The organism is Gemmatimonadaceae bacterium (genome assembly GCA_036003045.1).
In the GTDB taxonomy this organism is placed as follows: domain Bacteria; phylum Gemmatimonadota; class Gemmatimonadetes; order Gemmatimonadales; family Gemmatimonadaceae; genus JAQBQB01.
On the sequence record DASYSS010000028.1, the window covers coordinates 1 to 17,661 of the forward strand.

Below are 17,661 nucleotides of genomic sequence, written 5' to 3' on the forward strand. Positions count from 1 at the left end.
CAGTCACGGGTTGGCTTCCCGTGCTCCAAAGTGAGCTTCGCTCAACTACACTGGACGGATTTGTCCTCCGCTCGTCTTCGCTTTAGCGAGGGAGGGGGTCGTTTTCTAGTTGTCTAAGATGTGAAATGAGAGGATAGTGAACAGTTCGCCGTGCTTGCTTCCGCTGACGCGCGAACCCACCTTCGGCGACGCAACCTCGCGCCCCACGGCGGGCCCGGTCGTTCTGCCGTTCTCCTTTAGTATCGTGATCCGAGCTTTACTCGCCCCACGATGATACACTTTGTTACTACTTTCGCCGTTAAGCTACAATTCTGTAATCAGAGGCCGAAAACCCCGCGCCTCGCGGGGTTTAAAGGGTGCTACCGGTCCAACCAACGGTTCGTCGCGTCCAGCACCGCCAGGACGCTCGCCGTCTCCGGACTCTCTCTCACCTCGGCACTACCCGTCATCAACGCTGTGTCGCGGCCGTGCTTCGTCGAGACGCCCACGAACACGAAGTTGCGGTCGAAGGCCTCGAGGAAACGGCAGCCCTCCAACCCCAGCACTCGCTCGTCGCCCTCGGCAAGCTTGATCGCGGTGAGCGACGCGCGGGCGGCGAGCTCGATGCGAAGGCGCTCGTTCTCGATGCCTTCCGCCTCGCCAACGTACGATTGGTCGCCTTTACGCAGCGTCACTCGGCACGTCACACCGCGCGTGCGTGAGCGGCGCACTTCGACGTCCTCGAAGTAGATCCGCCGGCGGTTGATCACCGCGATCGCATCCGTCGTCGCCGCGGTGAACGCGCGCGGCGCACTGGACAAAATGGCCGGTTGTGTCGCGGCGGTCTTCAACGGCAACGCGGTCGCGCCGTTCCCGGCATTTCCGTTGCGAGAATTCTTCTGGCCATCGTCCGACGTCGCCACCGAAATCTTTTTATGCGAGACGTGCATGCCGAGGTGCGCAATCAACGCACTCTCGACGTTCCGCACCGTCTGCTTCGGCGTGAATTCCGTCGTCGTGAGAATGTGAATCTCGTCGACGGCCCCGTTCGGGCTCGCGACGATGCGGGCAGACATCACGCCCGGCAGCGTGGCGAGCAACTCCTCGGCACGCTGAATGGGAAGGACGCTTCCGGCGATGAGAGACGACTCGGCCGTTGGCGCAGAATTGCTGTTGGGGAGCGGCAACGCAGTACTCCGGCGTCGGTTAGGCAGGAACTACCCGGTAAAGACGACGGCACCGGCCCGCCGTCACGCCGAAAACGAGCCGCTTCGCCCGAACTCGACATTAAGAGGGGCGTGAATATGCCCCTTATTGACTGCTTTTGGCAAGCGTAAATGCCCTTACATCAACGAAAAAGGTCGCTGTCAACATGAAATGTGAATAAGTGACCGCATGGCGTGTAACGGGTGTGAATAACTGCGCACAAGGTGGACGGGGTGGAGAGGCGGACCGGTGGACGGCAGCTGCAACGAAATCTTCGCTGAGTGGCGAAGTCCGGAGTTCGGTAGTTTCGGAGTGCGGCAGTTGTCGGACTCCGTCAGGTTCGCCGCTTCGGAATTCGGAAGTTTCGGAGTTCTGCCGTTTCGGAGTTCGGAAGTCTCGGCGTACGGTACTACTCGATCTCCGGATGTTCCGGCATTCGATACTCTTTGATTTTCCGATAAAGAGTTCGCTCGCCGATCCCCAACATGTCGGCGGCGCGGCGGCGATTGCCGCGCGATTCGCGAAGCGCGAGCTCGATCGCGGCGCGTTCGATCTCCGCCATCGTCATGCCCGGCGTGATGCTCACGACGTTCGGCGGCGGCGGTTGATCGCGCGGTTCGATCGCGCCGACTGAGCTCGGCGTCGGCGTGGGCAATGCGTTCGCGTTCGCGACGCTCGGCACTGCGTTCGCCGGTACTTCGCCGATCCACCCGTCGTGCGGGCGATCGTCGATGCGACGTCGCAATTCCTCGACTTGCAGTTTGAGCTCGAGCAAACTGCGAACGATGAATTCCAATTCGCGCCCGCCGGCCGTCGCCGCGTCTTGCGCGCGGAGAATCGGGCCGACGTGCACGGGCAGGAACCGGGCTCCCCCGCCCTCCCGGATGTGGCGAGGCAGATCGTTTGGTTCTATCTCGTGGTCGGGGGCGAGGACGACCATGCTCTCGATGAGATTGCGCAGCTCGCGCACGTTCCCCGGCCACGGATACTCGGCGAGGCGCTGCATCGCGTCGGCCGAGATGCCGTGGAATTTGCGATCGTGCTGCGCCGAGTAGTCGCCGATGAAGCGGCGAACGAGCATGGGAATGTCTTCGGGGCGCTCGCGCAACGGCGGGAGATAGATGCGCAGAACGTTGAGGCGGTAGAACAGATCGGCGCGGAAGCGCCCGTCGTCGACCAGCTCGCGGATCGGTTGGTTCGTCGCGGCGATGACGCGCACGTCGACCGAGATCCGCGACACACCACCGACGCGCATGAACTCGCGTTCCTCGAGCACGCGCAAAAGCTTGACCTGCGTCGCGGGCGGAATCTCGCCGATCTCGTCGAGGAACAACGTTCCCGTGTCGGCGAGCTCGAACCGGCCGAGTCTCCGCTCGGCGGCGCCGGTGAACGCTCCTTTCTCGTGGCCGAACAACTCGCTCTCGAGGAGCGTCTCCGGCAACGCGCCGACGTTCTCGGCGATGAAAGGCTTCGCTCGGCGGTTCGACAGCATGTGGATCGCGCGCGCGACGAGCTCCTTCCCCGTGCCGCTCTCGCCTTCGATGAGAACGGTGCTCGAGACCGGAGCCATCTGCTCCACCTGCACCATCACCTCGCGCATCGCGTCGCTCTCGCCGATGAGGCCAGTGAGACGCTGGAGACGCCGGCGCTCGAGGACGCGTTTGATGCCGGCGACGACTTCGTCGACGTTCACCGGTTTGCTGAAGATCTCGACGAAGCCGATCGCCCGCAGACGAACCATCAGCCCGGGATCGGACGACTCGGCGAGGCCGACCGACGGCGCGCCGTCCCAGAGCTGCTCCTTGACGAGCGAGACGGTGAGCGGATCGGTGAGGTCGCCCGTGAACACGAGGACGTCGGGCTTTTGGCGCCTGATGGTCGAGCGAATGTCGTCGAGCGGCGAGACGAGCGCGGTCTCGACTCCTTCGCGCTCGAGTACGGCGTTGATGCGAACCGCGGGCTCGACGTCCTGCAGCGTGAGCAGCGCTCTCATGACGACACCGCCGGCGAGTGGTCGGTCGCCGCGCCGCGGATGATCGCCACGGCGTGACCGACGATCGGGTCGAGCGCGGCGAGCCCGTCGCGCACACCGGTCGTCGAGCCGGGCAGATTCACGATGAGAGTTTTGTTACGCACTCCCGCCACCCCGCGCGCCAGCGCCGCCCTCGGCTGGGATTGGATCGCCAAAACCCTGATCCGCTCGGCGATTCCCGGAGCTTCGCGGTCGAGGACCGCGCGAGTGGCTTCGGGGGTCTGGTCGGTGGGGCTGAGACCCGTCCCCCCGGTGGTGAGGATGAGATCGGCCTCGTCGCCGTCCGCCCAGGTGGCGAGGGCCGAGACGATTTGGACGGTGTCATCGGGGACGACTGTCCGCGCGGCGAGGGCGTCGGCTCGGCCGCTAACCCACGCTTCTATAGTATCGCCGGACGTGTCGGCCCGGTCGCCGCGGGCGGCGGCGGTGGAGATTGTCAGGATGGCAACCCGCATGCGCCAAATTTGCGGGCCCCCGGGCCGGCGGAAAAGGCTCGTGAGGGCGGGCTGGTGGACAGGTGGACAGGAGGACCGGTGGACCGGTGGACGGGGAACTGCCTGAGAGGCGCGGCTGTTCCCGTCCACCCGTCCACCCGTTTATACGTCCCTCGTCCTCTCACTGGCCCGGGTGATGAATACCTACGATTTCCAGGAGTTCTAGAAGGAACCTTGATGCGAACGGCATTCGTCATTGCGCTCCAGTTCGGGATGGCAGCCGCGGTTACCGCCCAACAGCAGCAGCCACTACTTCAACTGGGCTACGAGAAGACGTGGACGGAGTCCACGCCCCCCCAGCACATCGTCGGACCGGTCTACTACGTGGGGACGCGCGGATTGGCAGCGTATCTCATCGCGACGCCGGCTGGTCACATCCTGCTCAACGGTGCGCTGCCGGAGTCGGCGGATGAACTCGAGCAGGCGATTCGCGCCGCCGGGTTCAAGCCAGAGGACATTCGCCTGCTGCTCGTCTCGCAGGCCCGCATCGACAACGCCGGGACACTCGCGCACTTCAAGAAGCTTTCCGGTGCGAGTGTCGCGGTCATGGACGCCGATTCGACCGAGCTCGCGACCGGCGGCCGTTCGGACCCGTTGTACGGTTCGCTCGCGAGCTTCTACTTCCCGCCGGTTCTGCCCGACCGGATTCTGCACGTGGGTGACACGGTCTCGCTTGGAGACGTCACGCTCGTAGCGCACGCCGGCGCGGGACAGACCGCCGGCGCGACGACATGGACGACCACGGTGCACGGAGCCGACCGGTCATACGACGTCGCGTTCCCCTGCTGCACGGAAGTCAAATCGACTCGGCAGATCGTCGCGAACGCGTCGTATCGGTGGAACGGCAGCAACCCCGACTATCTCGAGGCGTTCACCGACATGGGGACGCTGCATCCGGACATCTGGCTCGCGACGCGTCCGGCATCGTTCAACTTCGAGGGAAAGCGAGCCCGTGTCGCGACGGTCGGCGTTCGCGCCTGGGTCGATCCCGACGGATATCGCATCTGGTTGATGGACGAGAAAGCGAAGTTCCGAAGCCGAGGGACGCCTGAGATCAGGATGGCGGCCGGAACGATCGCCGCTCCGGAGCCCTTCTACGATCCGCCGCCGATGGTGCCCTCTCAGCCGGGGCGACTCATCCGAGCCGAATTGCTGACGGGCCGCAAGATTCCGGCGGGAACGAAGGCTTGGAGAATTCTTTATACGACCACGCTCAACGACAGCACGTCGGCCGTCGCGAGCGCGACAGTGCTCGTGCCGATTGCGCCGAGCGACCGCGAGCGGCCCGTGATTTCGTGGGCGCACGGCTCGCTGGGAATCGTTCCCCGCTGCGCGCCGTCGCTGCGGCCGAATCCGATCGACGACGTGCCGGCGATCAACGAGATCGTCTCGCGGGGCTGGGTCCTCGTCGCACCGGACTACCCGGGACTCGGCACCGTCGCGCCAAATCCGTATCTCATCGGGCAGGGCGAAGCGCGCTCGGCGCTCGACGCGGTGCGCGCGGCGCACCAGATACGAGATCTCTCATTGGATCCGCGCACCGTCGTGTGGGGGCACTCGCAAGGCGGACACGCGGCGCTCTGGGCGGGCATCATCGCGCCGAAATACGCGCCCGACGCCAACGTCATCGGTGTGGTCGCCGACTCGCCCCCGACGGACATGGGCGCCCTGCTCACGATCCACCGCGGCGACCCGGTCGAAGCGAGCGTCGGCTCGTTCGTCGCGACGGCGTACAGCCAGTTCTATTCGGACGTGAAGTTCAACGAGATCGTGCGCCGCAACGGCCAGGCCGCTGCGCGCAAGATGTCCGAGCTCTGCTTCGACGACGACGGTATGCGCGCGGCTCAGCCGCTTCTCATGCAACTCGTCGGCGCACCGCTCCTCGCGAACCCGGACAGCGACGGACTAGGCAACCGTCTTCGCGAGAACGACCCCAACGGCCCCATCGCCGCTCCGCTGCTCGTCGTGCAAGGAATGGCGGATCAGATGGTGAGTCCCGAGATCACGAGCCGGTTCGTTCAGCAGCAGTGTCTCGCGGGGATGAGCATCGAGTACATCACGTTCTCCGGCCTCGATCACGGAAACATGGATGCGCCACGGTCGCCGGTCGGGCCCGAGCTGGTGAAGTGGACGCAAGAGCGGTTGGAGAACAAGCCGCAGAAAGCCGGGTGCACCACCCGTCAGGTGGACAAGTAATCGCTGAAAAAGAAGCCGCGAGCGTAAGGGCTCGCGGCTCATGCTCACAGCTGTTGCTCGGGGCTTGGCTCGCCCGGAGCTTCGAGATGCCAGAGTGTTGCGTCGAACTCAAACGAATCTCAGAACTCAGAGCCGAGCACTGAGACCTCGGCCCTGTTCTTACAGGTGACTCCCTTCCTTGTAGAACGGCATCTTCACGACGCTCGCCGGCACTCGCTTTCCTCGAATCTCCACCTCGAACGCCGTCCCTTCCTTCGCCAGAGCGGTCGGTAAGTACGCCGTCCCGATCGGAATTCCGAGCGTCGGGCTCATCGTCCCGCTGCACACGACGCCACTCGCCGCGCCGTCGGCGAACACGGGATAGCCGTGTCGCGCAATGTTGCGGTCGCCGAGTGTGAATCCGACAAGCTTCTTGGTCAGCCCTTCGGCCTTCTGTCGATTCAGCACCGGGCTGCCGACGAACTCGCCCTTTTTGAGCTTGACGAGCCACGCAAGGTTGGCCTCGAGCGGCGTGACCGTGTCGTCGATGTCATTGCCGTAGAGCGCCATTCCCATCTCGAGTCGCAGCGTGTCGCGCGCGCCAAGTCCCGCGGGCGTGACATCGCCGGCGCCCATGAGCGCGTCCCAGAGGCGCGTCGAGTATTGGACGTCGTGATAGAGCTCGAAGCCGTCTTCGCCGGTGTAGCCGGTGCGCGAGACGATCATCGGCATGCCGGACACCTTGCCTTCGGCGAAATGATAGTAGCCGATCCCTGACAGGTCGACGTCGGTGAGCGGCTGAAGTATCGACGCGGCGAGCGGCCCCTGGAGGGCGAGAAGGCCCATCTGGTCGCTCACGTCCGTCAATTGCACCCCGAACTTGTCGGCGAGCTTTGCGATGTGCGCGAAGTCCTTGGCGACGTTCGACGCGTTCACGACCATCATCACGCGGTCGGGAAAGCGATAGACGAGGCAGTCGTCCTCGATCGTGCCGCGGTCGTTGAGGATCGTCGAGTAGTGCACCTGGCCGATCGTGAGCGCCGCGACGTCGTTCGTCGTCACGTAGTTCACGAAATCGACGGCCGAGGAACCCGGGCCTCGGATAATGAATTCGCCCATGTGCGATACATCGAACAGACCGCATCGCTCGCGGACGGCTTTGTGCTCGACGGTGATGCCGGCCGGATACTGGACCGGCATCTCGTATCCGGCGAACGGAACGATCTTCGCGCCGAGCGCGACGTGCTTCTCGTAGAAGGGCGTACGCTTGAGCGCGCTCTGCGGTGTCACCGGGGCAGCCGCGGGCGTCGTGGTCGGGGGAGCCGATGTAGTGGACATGCGGGGAATATGGGGACCGCGTGTCCTAGGGTGAAGCGCGTCGTGGGGATAGGCCGCGGTACCGCCGTTGTAAGAATCGTGTCCGGGTTCGAGCCGACTCACAACTCTGACGAATCGTCCCGCGTCTAAGCCGCGTAGTGGTGGACAGGTGGACCGGTTGACGGATGGACGGCAACTGCAGTTAGCGCAGCTCAGGCTGTTGCCCGTCCACCTGTCCACCCCCAAACAGGACGACGAGCAGCCCCCCATGCCCAGACTCCTCTCCCTCTGCTTTCTATTTGTCCCTGCGATTGTCGCCGCGCAGGGCGTAGTGCGCCAAAGGGCAGCGCCGGCGGATACGCTGGCCTACGGACACAAAGTCGCGGTGCCGAGTGCGGTGGCCGTGAAGCGCAATGGCGCGATCGTTCTCGACGGACAGCTCGACGAGAACGCGTGGCAGGCGGCGACGCCGATCACGGATTTCAGGCAGATCGATCCCAACGAAGGCGAGAAGGGATCGCAGCGCACCGAAGTCCGCTTCCTATATGATGACGACGCGCTGTACGTCGGCGCGAAGATGTACGACACCGAGGGTGCGAAGGGTGTGATGACGCGACTCGTGCGCCGCGACGGGAACTTCGACTCGGACTACCTCGAGCTGGTCATCGACAGCTATCACGACCATTTGAGCCGCGCGTTCTTCGACCTGAACCCATCCGGGTCGAAGGGCGATCAGATCGGCATCGGCACGTCGTGCTGCGACTCCGGATGGGATCCCGTCTGGGAAGGCGTGACGCACATCGACGAAGACGGATGGACGGCCGAGATCCGCATTCCATACAGCCAACTTCGCTTTCCGCGGGCCGAAGTGCAGACGTGGGGACTTCAGGTGCGGCGTTTCATCAAGCGGAACAACGAACAGGATCAGTGGTCGTGGTGGGGAAAGACCGAAGCGGGCGGCCCGCAGCGCTTCGGACATCTCGAGGGGCTGCACATCCCCGCGGCCACGGGCCACCTCGAGCTGCTGCCCTATGTCGTGACGAAGTCGTCGGCCGTGGCCGATTCGCCGGGCGATCCGTTCAACACGCATGGCCGTCCGACGATGCGCGCGGGGCTCGATCTCAAGGATCGCCTCACGTCGAACCTCACGCTGGACGCGACGTTCAATCCTGATTTTGGCCAGGTCGAAGTCGATCCGGCGGTGCTCAATCTGTCGGCCTTCGAGACCTTCTATCAGGAGAAGCGGCCGTTCTTCATCGAAGGCTCGCAAGTGTTCGACTTCGGCAGCGCGGGCTGCAACTTCTGCAGCAACATGGAGTCGATGAGCGCGTTCTATTCGCGACGCGTCGGACGCGCGCCGACGGGCTCGTTCCTCGCCACCGACGCGAATCTCTATTCCGACGTGCCCGATGCGACGACGATCTGGGGCGCGGGCAAGATCACCGGTCGCACGGCGAGCGGATATACGATCGGTCTCCTCGATGCGGTCACCGGCCGGGCCAATGCGCGCATCGAGACGCCGGGCGGCGTGCGCGGCACGCAAGAGGTCGAGCCGCTCGCGAACTACTTCGTCGGTCGCATCAAGCACGATTACATGAACGGCAATCTCGTCGTCGGCGCGGTGGCGAGCGGACTTCAGCGCAGCCTCGACACGACGTTTGCTCCGCTCCTCGCGCGCCACGCCGAGATGTACGGCAACGACGTCGTGTACACGTGGAAGCAGCAGATGTACTTGCTCCAGGCGTCTGCTGCCGTCACGAACGTGTCCGGCGACGCCCGCGAGATCCTGCTGCGACAGGAGTCGAGCGCTCGCTATCTCCAGCGGCCGGATCGCGGCGCGGGGTCCAGCGGCTTTCTCTCGAATCGCCTGGATTCGAACGCGACGGCGATGCGCGGCGCGGGGCTCTATGTGCGCGCCTCGAAGCAAACGGGCGATTGGTTTGGCGAGCTACAGACCAACATGCGCACGCCGGGCTACGAGACGAACGACTACGCGTTCCAGCAGCGGGCCGACTACATCTGGTTCAACGGCAACATCGGCCGACTCTGGACCAAGCCGACGAACTGGTACCGGCAGATCGTCACGATCGCCGGCGGGCAGGATCAACGGAACTTCGAGGGCGACCGCACGCAGCAGCAGCTCCACGCCTACTGGTCGGAGACGACGCCGCAGTTCTGGAACGTGACGGTGTTCGGCATCCATCGGCCATCCGTCGTCGACGACAAGGCGCTGCGCGGCGGCCCCGCGGTGATCGCGCCACGCAGCGAATACGTCGAGCTGGACGTCTCCAGCGATTCACGCACGAAGTTGATCGGGAACCTCAGTCTGAGCCGCTACTCTGACGCGCTCGGTGGCTTGAATCCGGGCGTGTCGGTCAGCGCGACGTATCGGCCCGTGTCGAACGTCAGCATGTCACTTGGCCCGTCGTGGAGTCCGAGCCGCAACCCAACGATGTACGTCGGCGCATTCCCGGACAGCACGGCGAAGGCGTTTTACGGGACGCGGTACGTCGTGTCGACGCTCAAGCAACGCACCCTCGGCCTCGACACGCGGCTCAACGTCACGTTCTCGCCAACGATGTCGCTCGAGTTGTACATGCAACCGTTCTTCGCGGCGGGGCACTTCTACGATTACAAGGAATACGTCGCGCCGCGCACCGACATCTTGGCGACGTACGGAAAGGACCGCGGCACGATCACCGCGACGCGCGACACGACCGGCGCGATCGCATTCTACGGCGTGGATCCCGACGGCGCCGGCCCGGCGTCGGCGATCGTCATTCCGAATCGCGATTTCAGCGAGCAATCGCTGCGCGGGAACGCGGTGTTCCGCTGGGAGTACCGGCCGGGGTCGGTGCTGTACGTCGCCTGGACGCAGTCGCGGCTCGCCGACTCGAACTTCGGCGATTTCGAATTCAGCCGCGACCGATCCGCGCTGTTCGCGGCGCGGCCGGATAACATTTTCCTCGTCAAAGCGTCGTGGTGGCTGCCCCGATGACGGCGGCGTGAACGGCGCTTTTCGTCGGGGGAAGGCTCGGGGTGGGACTGTCTTCCGCGGACCAGCGCAGTATTGCCGACACTGCCCGGCAATACTGCCTCGGCTCCGCTCCAGACAGTCCCACCCGCTCGCCTCAGCCTGTGCGAGCGCCACATGACGGGTGAGGGGCGGCCACCACGCTGCGGAAACTCGGTCCGCGCTGAGACGCCAACGTACGAGGCTGTTGCGCGGGGACGAGCACAGCCGCAGGTTTAGGCCGCTTCCCTCACCCCAAAACACATGCGATTGCGTTACTTCCTGGCGGGCGCCGCTTTGGGCTTGGCGTGCTCGAAACCCGCCCCGGCGCCGGCTCCAAGCCCGGCCCCCGCGCAGCCCACAGCTCAGGTTCCGAACGCCGGACGCGGCGGTCTGCCGACGAATCCTGGCGGCGATACGACCGGCGGACGTGGCGCGGTGAATCCATTGGCGGCGGCGGCGGCGGCGCCACGACCATACAACCGCGTGGTCACGCCCGACGCCAAGACGCGAGTCGGGATGTTCAAGGTGCACCGCGTCGGTGACCGGCTGCTGTTCGAGATTCCGGCCAAGGAGCTCGACAAGGATCAGCTGATGGTCGGACGGCTCGCGCGCGCACCGGCGGGGAATCAGACACCTGGTCCCGGCAATCCGGGATTCGGCGACTACGCGGGCGACGAGTTCGCGTCGCGCACGCTGCGTTGGGACCGAGTCGGCAACCGCGTAATCCTGCGTTCGCCGTCGTACGCGATCAGCGCGGATACGGGCAACGCGGTGTATCGATCGGTGCAGAACTCCAACTATGCGCCGATCATCGCGACGTTCCCCGTCGATGCGTACGGGCCGGACAGCGCGCCGGTGATCGACGTGACGCGTCTGTTCACCACGAACGTGCCTGAGTTTGCGGCGATTCGCAGCAATCTGCCGACCGCGGTGGACCCGACCCGTTCGTTCATCGAGCGCGACATCGCGTTCCCCGACAACGTCGAGATCGAAGCGACGCAGACCGGCACACCAGGCGCCAATGGCCCCACCCTGCCGGGCCTGCCCACGGCGGCTCGGCCGGCGCAGAGCGTCATCGCGCACTGGAGCATCGTGCGTCTGCCCGAGCATCCGATGAAGCCGCGCTACGCGGACGAGCGAACCGGATTCTTCACGGTCGGCACGGTGGACTTCAGCACGTCGGAACAGGTTGCGAAGCGGAAGCGCTACGTCACGCGGTGGCGCCTCGAGTGCTCCGACCGAAGGGAAGAAAACCTCTGCTATCCGAAGCAGCCGATCGTCTACTACGTCGATCCGGATACGCCGGATCAGTGGAAGCCCTGGATCCGCAAGGCGATTCTCGATTGGCAGCCGGCATTCGAGGCAGCGGGGTTCAAGGATGGCATCATCCCGGGTGAAGTGCCGAAGAACGATCCGGATTGGTCGCCGGAAGACATCCGGCACACGATGGTGCGCTGGCTGCCCTCCACCGTCGAGAACTCGGTCGGCCCGAGCATCCAGGATCCGCGCACGGGCGAGACGCTGAACGGCTCGTCGATGATCTTCCACAACCTCATCGAGCTGATGGAGTTCTGGTATTTCACCCAGGCATCGCAGCTCGACGCGCGCGCGCGCACGATTCCCTTCCCCGACTCGCTCATGGGCAAGCTGATCGAGTTCGGCGTCGCCCACGAGATCGGCCACACGCTTGGACTCCAGCACGACCAGATCGGCAGCTCGACGTACCCGGCGGACTCGCTGCGCAGCCCGTCGTGGACGCACCGCATGGGCCACAGCCCGAGCATCATGGACTACTCGCGCATGAACTACGTCGCCCAGCCCGAAGACAAGGTCGCGCTCGACGACATCCTGCCGCGCGTTGGTCCGTGGGACAAGTACTCGATCATGTGGGGCTATAAGGAAATTCCAAACGCGAAGAATCCCGACGCCGAGCGAGCGACACTCGAGAAGTGGTCGGACATGCAGGACTCGATTCCGTGGTATCGCTTCTCGGCCGGGAACTCGTTCGGCGGCTACGGCACGATGAGCGAAGCCGTCGGCGACGGTGACCCCGTCAAGTCCACGGGCCTCGGTTTCAAGAACATCGCGCGGGTCATGGGCTACGTCGCGGCGGCCGGGACTCGGCCCGGCGACGACAATACGCTGTTGCAGAATCTCTATGATCGCACGGTCGGCCAGTGGGCGACGGAAGCCGTGCACCCGGCGACGATGATCGGCGCCGGAACGGTCGTCTACAAGTCGGGAAGCCAGAAGGGGAACGTGTTCACCGCGATCTCCAAAGCCCGTCAGAAGGGCGCGATGCACTTCCTGAACGACAGCGTCTTCACGACGCCGACGTATCTCATCCATCCGGAGATCGCGGCCCGCATCGAGCCGGGCGCGATGCTGACGCGCATCGGCAACGCGCAAACCCGCGTGCTCTCGCAAGTGCTCGTGGACCAGCGGCTCAACTTCCTGCTCGAGGGCGCGGCGACGGCCAAGAATCCAGGCGACGTTTACACGCTCGCCGAGATGCTGGACGATCTCCAGAACGGGATCTGGTCCGAGCTGTCGGCGCCGTCGCCGAAGATCGATCCATACCGGCGCACGCTCCAGAACAGCTACCTCACGCAGATGAACAACAAGCTGAATCCGCCGGCCGCGCAGTTGGCGCAGATCCAGCAGCTCGCGGCGCTCGGGATCACGATCGCGCCGCTGGCGGAAGACGCGCGATCGGAGATTCGGGGTGAGATAGTCGCGCTGCGGGAGAAGGTGCGTGCGGCGCAGGGGAGAACGACGGATCGGGAGACGAGGCTGCATCTGGCGGGCGTGGATCATCGGATTGGGGAGATACTCGATCCGAAGCGGTAGGCCTTGTGAGGGCGCTGACTTCCTAGGAGCGCTGACTTCCTTAAGGCGCTGACTTCCTGGGAGCGCCAACGCCCTAGGAGCGCGGACTTCCTGACGGCGCTGACTTCGTGTCAGCGCCGTTTCGCGTCACGGTCTCCGACGTGATCGGAAGCGGCTGTCGATCGTTGTTGATCGATGAACAGACGCACCCGCCTTCGACTCGTCGCTTTGGTCCCCGGGCTGTTTGCGTGCTGCCGGGCCGCGAGGATCTGGCTGTACTGGCACTACCGAGCCGTTGCGTCGCCCGTGCCGGCGGGCTACGGAAGCGATGATCCGCCGTCGTTTCTGGTGTTATGTTGAGGTCAGTATGAGAGTCTCCTACAAACATCGAGCCCTGTCCGCAAGATCCGTTGGCGGATGTCACGTTCCGGTGGCGTGCCGCCGACACGACGGTCGCCACCGTCGCCACCGTGGATTCGGTGACGGGGCTAGTGAGAGCGCGTGCAGCCGGTCACACGACGATCGTCGCGAGCCTGACGGTGAATCCGGCGGTGCAGGGAGCGATGGTGTTGAACGTCGTCCCCTGAGCGGCGCCATCGGTTCGTGAGCGTCGACGTCAGGATGGAGAACGCGCGTGCGATCGCGGAGTATGCGTCGATTCCGATCGCCTTTCGTGTCGAGAGTGTCGTCGACGTGGACGCGCTTCTGGCGAGCCGAGGCTCTCGCGTCGAGTCGCGCACCATCGCAAGGCCCTGCCTCAAAGACTACGACGCCTACCCCGACAATAGCCCGCACCGCTGGGCGACGCGATTCGATCTCGACCGCTGGGGATTCTTCGCCGCGCGCATCGATGGCAAACGAGTCGGCGGCGCGGCGGTCGCCGCGCGGGACGGCGCGATCACGGCACTCGACGGCCACGACGACCTTGCCCTGCTCTTCGATCTCCGTGTCGATCCGTCGATGCGACAGCGCGGCGTCGGGCGCGCACTGTTGAGCGCGGTCGTCGAATGGTCGGCGGCGCGCGGCACGCGGCGCCTTCTCGTCGAGACACAAGACATCAACGTCCCCGCCTGTCGATTCTACTCCAAGAACGGCTTCGTTCTGGACGCCGCCAACGGTGGCGCGTACCCTGACCTGCCCGACGAAACGCAGCTGCTCTGGCACCGCGACATCGACTAGCGCGACGCCAGCGCACGGATAGAGACCGCGCCATGGCGATCATCGGACTGCACGCGTTGATGTACTCCACGAAAGCCGATGAGACGCGCGCGTTTCTCTGCGGCGTCCGCGGATTTCGTTCGGTCAGGCCGGCGCGAGAGGTTCGACTCCCGAGTGTAGAGAGCGAATCGCGGCGACCAGATCTCCCGAATCGAACGGCTTGCAGAGAAACGCGTTGCAGCCCGCGCTCATCGCCTCCGTTCGCGCGCCGGGCGTCGCGTCGGCGCTGATCGCCACGATCGGCACGCGGCTCCCCGCCACGCGGAGGGCGCGCGTCGCATCGAGGCTCGATTCGCCGAGAGACCGGAGTGGCCGGGACCGACTTGCTAGCTTCCAATAGACAGCGGCTCTCAGGGCACCGAAAGGGGAACGGTGGTGCCGGCTGGGACAGGTGGACAGGGAGACCTCTTGAACTTTGACCTACCGATGGGCGTCAGCGTGCTCGAGCGGACGCCGAGTACGTTGCGCTCGATGCTCGCCGGGTTGTCGCCCGGGTGGACCAACGCGAACGAGGGCCCCGATACATGGAGTCCGTACGTCATCGTCGGGCACCTCATCCATGGCGAACGAGCCGACTGGATTCCGCGCGCGACGATCATTCTCGCGCAGGGTCCGCAACGCCGCTTCACTCCCTTCGATCGGGAGGCGCAGTTCCGCGAGAGCGAAGGCAAATCGTTGGCCGAACTGCTCGACGAGTTCGAAGCGCTCCGTGCCGACAGCCTGCGAACGCTTGCCGACTGGAAGCTCACGGAGAAGCACCTTTCGCTCGAGGCCGAGCATCCGGCGTTCGGACTCGTCACGCTTCAACAACTGCTCTCCACCTGGGTCGTTCACGACCTGGGACACATCGCTCAGATCGCGCGCGTGATGGCGAAACAGTACCGAAGTGCGATCGGGCCGTGGCGGGCGTATCTTCCCGTCGTCGACAGGTAGGTGGACGGGTGGACGGGTAAACGGGTAGACGGGTGGACAGCGAAACGCTTATCAGCGGCGCCGTCGATCAGTTGGCCGCCCACTCGCCAAGCGTTCCGGCCGCAAGCTCTTGTCCACTTGTCCACCCGTCCACCGGAGATCCGATGACCCAACATCAGAGCCGCAGGGAATTCATGGGGCTGGCGGCGGCGAGCGCCGCGGGCATTCTCACGCGGCCCACGTTCAGCGACGGGCATCCGTTTACTGCGTCGCCGTTCTCCACGGCGGCCGATCCCGACCTGATCGTCGTGAACGCGAAGGTCTACACGATGGATGCGGCGATGCCTCGAGCGGAGGCGTTCGCGGTGAGCGGCGGGCGGATCATCGCCGTCGGCAACAGCGCCGACGTGCGCGGACTCGCGCGCAAGGGCAGCCAGACGTACGACGCCAAGGGCATGACGATCGTGCCCGGCTTCACCGACTGCCACAACCACGCAGGCGGAACGACGCTCCTCTACGAGGTGCTCGTCGGGAATCCGTTCGAGGTAGAGTTCGTCACGATCGACAGCATCGTGCAGAAGCTACGCGCGAAAGCGCAGGAGACGCCGCCGGGCACGTGGGTCGAGGGATACTTCTTCGACGACACGAAGGTGAAGGACAAGCGGCAGCTCGTCGCGAGCGATCTCGACAAAGTGTCGACCGAACATCCCGTGGTGGTGCACCACCGCGGCGGGCATACGTCGTTCTACAACACCAAGGCGCTCCAGCTGGCCAAGATCGACAAGAGCACGCCGAACCCTCCGGGCGGAACGTACGACCGCGACGAGAGCGGGGAGTTGAACGGACGTGTCACCGACCGCGCGCGCGGCGCGTTCAACGGCGTCGGCAACCGGACGCGATATACGCCTGAGCAACAAGCGCAGCGCGAACGCGACGGCATCGCGCACATCTCGAAGCAGTTCGTACGCTACGGGCTGACGAGCGTGCACCACGAAGGCGGGGATCTTTCGGCGATTCAGGAGGTGCGCGCTCGCGGACAACTGCTGCATCGTGTGAGCTACGAGGCGAGCGGCCGCGTGCTCGATTCGATGATCAACGGCGGCATCATGACCGGCTTCGGCGACGAGTGGGTCAAGTTCGGCGCGACGTCGGAGCACACGGTGGACGGGTCGTTCTCCGAGCGCACGATGGCGTTGAGCATTCCCTACCCCGGCTTGCAGTCCGGCTATCGCGGCAACATCACGGAGAAGCAGGACGATCTCAACGCGTGGATCGAGCGCGTGCACCGAGCGGGCATCCAGGTGAATTGTCACGCCAACGGCGACGTGGCGATCGACATGTTCCTCACGGCGGTCGAGCGCGCGCAGAAGGCGTTCCCGCGCGCGGACGCGCGGCCGAAGATCACGCACTGCACGCTCATCAACGACGACCTCGTGCGCCGCATCAAGGCGCTCGGTGCCGTACCGGCGATGTTCACGACGTACGCGTACTACAACTCCGACAAGTTCGTGTTCTACGGCGAAGACTTGATGAAGCGGAGCATGGCGTATCGGACGTTCATCGACGCGGGCGTCTGGGCCGCGGCCGGATCCGACTTCTCACCCGGACCGTTCGCGCCGCTGATGGGAATTCAGGGGATGGTGACGCGCACCGGTTGGGACGGAAAGACGTGGGGCGCGAATCAACGCATCACGGTCGACGAGGCGCTCCGCGTCAACACGATCAACGGCGCGTACAACTCGCACGAAGAAGCCACGAAAGGCTCGATCACAGCCGGAAAGCTGGCGGATTTCGTGGTGCTGGCCGACGATCCGCACGCAGTGAGTCCGGAGAAGATCAAGGACATTCAGATCGTGAGGACGGTGGTCGGGGGAGCGACGGCGTATCAGGGGTAGGCGGTGGACGGGTGGACGCGTGGACGGGTGGACGCGTGGACGGGTGGACGGGTGGACGGAACGTCAAAAGGAGCGAGGGACTCATCGTGAGGCGAGTTTACTTTGTAGCCGCGGCGTTGGGATTATGCGTGAGCACGACGCCGGCGCGGGCACAGGAATCGGAGAAGGCGGCGGTGTTGGCGGTGGTGCAGAAGGTGTTCGACGCCATGCGGACGCGAGATACGTCGTTGCTCAGCGTCGCGTTCGATACGAGTGCCCGGCTTACTGGCGTGCGAACGCGCGACGGCGTGACGTCGGTGACGTTATTGGCTCCGTCTCAGTTCGGCGCGGCGATCGTGCGATCTCCGGCGGGGGACGTGTGGAACGAGCGCATCTTCGATCCCGAGGTTCGGATCGACGGCGACGTCGCGCAGGTGTGGGCGTACTTCACGTTCCACCGCAACAAGGAATTCTCGCACTGCGGCGTCGACGCGTTCATGCTGAGGAAGGTCGGGGCGCAGTGGAAGATCACGCAGCTCTCGGACTCGCGGCGCACGACGGGATGCACGCACACCGAGCCGCCCGGTTGATGCGCACGTCACGCACATC

13 protein-coding genes are annotated in these 17,661 nt (G+C 64.9%); 8 read left to right on the top strand and 5 right to left on the bottom strand.

Translation table 11 applies throughout. The features are described 5' to 3' along the window. Nucleotides 1-359: 359 nt before the first annotated feature. The 3 genes from VGQ44_06055 to VGQ44_06065 form a co-directional block, all read right to left on the bottom strand. The gene (locus tag VGQ44_06055) at nucleotides 360-1,166 is read right to left on the bottom strand and encodes a hypothetical protein (protein HEV8446359.1); all 807 of its coding nucleotides are present in this window, start codon (nucleotides 1,164-1,166) and stop codon (nucleotides 360-362) included. Nucleotides 1,167-1,594: 428 nt separating this feature from the next. Next, nucleotides 1,595-3,178 carry a sigma-54 dependent transcriptional regulator gene (locus tag VGQ44_06060; protein ID HEV8446360.1) on the bottom strand — a complete coding sequence of 528 codons (1,584 nt, stop codon included), beginning with the start codon at nucleotides 3,176-3,178 and terminating at the stop codon, nucleotides 1,595-1,597. After that, nucleotides 3,175-3,672, bottom strand: a complete 498-nt coding sequence (locus tag VGQ44_06065; protein ID HEV8446361.1) for a MogA/MoaB family molybdenum cofactor biosynthesis protein — start codon at nucleotides 3,670-3,672, stop codon at nucleotides 3,175-3,177. The genes VGQ44_06060 and VGQ44_06065 overlap by 4 nt, the downstream gene beginning before the upstream one ends. A gap of 216 nt (nucleotides 3,673-3,888) precedes the next feature. On the opposite strand from VGQ44_06065, the gene VGQ44_06070 reads away from it, so the two are divergent. Beyond that, the gene (locus VGQ44_06070; protein ID HEV8446362.1) at nucleotides 3,889-5,907 is read left to right on the top strand and encodes an alpha/beta fold hydrolase; all 2,019 of its coding nucleotides are present in this window, start codon (nucleotides 3,889-3,891) and stop codon (nucleotides 5,905-5,907) included. 159 nt (nucleotides 5,908-6,066) lie between these two features. On the opposite strand, the gene gcvT is transcribed toward VGQ44_06070, so the two are convergent. Further along, the gene (gene gcvT / locus VGQ44_06075) at nucleotides 6,067-7,224 is read right to left on the bottom strand and encodes a glycine cleavage system aminomethyltransferase GcvT (protein ID HEV8446363.1); all 1,158 of its coding nucleotides are present in this window, start codon (nucleotides 7,222-7,224) and stop codon (nucleotides 6,067-6,069) included. Nucleotides 7,225-7,471: 247 nt separating this feature from the next. Here gcvT and VGQ44_06080 point away from each other — a divergent pair, with 247 nt between their 5' ends. From VGQ44_06080 to VGQ44_06095, 4 genes are all read left to right on the top strand, one after another. Then, the gene (locus VGQ44_06080; GenBank protein HEV8446364.1) at nucleotides 7,472-10,201 is read left to right on the top strand and encodes a DUF5916 domain-containing protein; all 2,730 of its coding nucleotides are present in this window, start codon (nucleotides 7,472-7,474) and stop codon (nucleotides 10,199-10,201) included. 279 nt (nucleotides 10,202-10,480) lie between these two features. Continuing rightward, a complete protein-coding gene (locus VGQ44_06085) occupies nucleotides 10,481-13,069 on the top strand; it encodes a zinc-dependent metalloprotease (protein ID HEV8446365.1) in 2,589 nt (862 codons plus the stop codon). A gap of 389 nt (nucleotides 13,070-13,458) precedes the next feature. Further along, entirely contained in the window at nucleotides 13,459-13,635 is a 177-nt protein-coding gene (locus VGQ44_06090; protein HEV8446366.1) for a hypothetical protein, read from the top strand. A gap of 16 nt (nucleotides 13,636-13,651) precedes the next feature. Continuing rightward, nucleotides 13,652-14,227 carry a GNAT family N-acetyltransferase gene (locus VGQ44_06095; GenBank protein HEV8446367.1) on the top strand — a complete coding sequence of 192 codons (576 nt, stop codon included), beginning with the start codon at nucleotides 13,652-13,654 and terminating at the stop codon, nucleotides 14,225-14,227. A 123-nt stretch (nucleotides 14,228-14,350) separates the two neighbouring features. Here the strand turns inward: VGQ44_06095 and VGQ44_06100 are convergent, their stop codons facing one another. Next, the gene (locus tag VGQ44_06100) at nucleotides 14,351-14,665 is read right to left on the bottom strand and encodes a response regulator (protein HEV8446368.1); all 315 of its coding nucleotides are present in this window, start codon (nucleotides 14,663-14,665) and stop codon (nucleotides 14,351-14,353) included. Nucleotides 14,666-14,674: 9 nt separating this feature from the next. Between VGQ44_06100 and VGQ44_06105 the strand changes: the two genes are divergently transcribed. From VGQ44_06105 to VGQ44_06115, 3 genes are all read left to right on the top strand, one after another. Then, nucleotides 14,675-15,199, top strand: coding sequence for a DinB family protein (locus VGQ44_06105; protein HEV8446369.1), 525 nt, complete (start codon nucleotides 14,675-14,677; stop codon nucleotides 15,197-15,199). A gap of 143 nt (nucleotides 15,200-15,342) precedes the next feature. Next, entirely contained in the window at nucleotides 15,343-17,073 is a 1,731-nt protein-coding gene (locus tag VGQ44_06110) for an amidohydrolase (GenBank protein ID HEV8446370.1), read from the top strand. Nucleotides 17,074-17,201: 128 nt separating this feature from the next. After that, on the top strand, nucleotides 17,202-17,642 hold the full coding sequence (locus VGQ44_06115) for a nuclear transport factor 2 family protein (GenBank protein HEV8446371.1): 441 nt from the start codon (nucleotides 17,202-17,204) through the stop codon (nucleotides 17,640-17,642). Nucleotides 17,643-17,661 lie beyond the last annotated feature (19 nt).

What these genes read in the sequence shown, in the direction of transcription:
- VGQ44_06060 (HEV8446360.1), bottom strand. Translation starts at nt 3,178, where the DNA reads ATGAGAGCGCTGCTCACGCTGCAGGACGTCGAGCCCGCGGTTCGCATC.
- VGQ44_06065 (HEV8446361.1), bottom strand. Translation starts at nt 3,672, where the DNA reads ATGCGGGTTGCCATCCTGACAATCTCCACCGCCGCCGCCCGCGGCGAC.
- VGQ44_06070 (HEV8446362.1), top strand. Translation starts at nt 3,889, where the DNA reads ATGCGAACGGCATTCGTCATTGCGCTCCAGTTCGGGATGGCAGCCGCG.
- gcvT (HEV8446363.1), bottom strand. Translation starts at nt 7,224, where the DNA reads ATGTCCACTACATCGGCTCCCCCGACCACGACGCCCGCGGCTGCCCCG.
- VGQ44_06080 (HEV8446364.1), top strand. Translation starts at nt 7,472, where the DNA reads ATGCCCAGACTCCTCTCCCTCTGCTTTCTATTTGTCCCTGCGATTGTC.
- VGQ44_06085 (HEV8446365.1), top strand. Translation starts at nt 10,481, where the DNA reads ATGCGATTGCGTTACTTCCTGGCGGGCGCCGCTTTGGGCTTGGCGTGC.
- VGQ44_06110 (HEV8446370.1), top strand. Translation starts at nt 15,343, where the DNA reads ATGACCCAACATCAGAGCCGCAGGGAATTCATGGGGCTGGCGGCGGCG.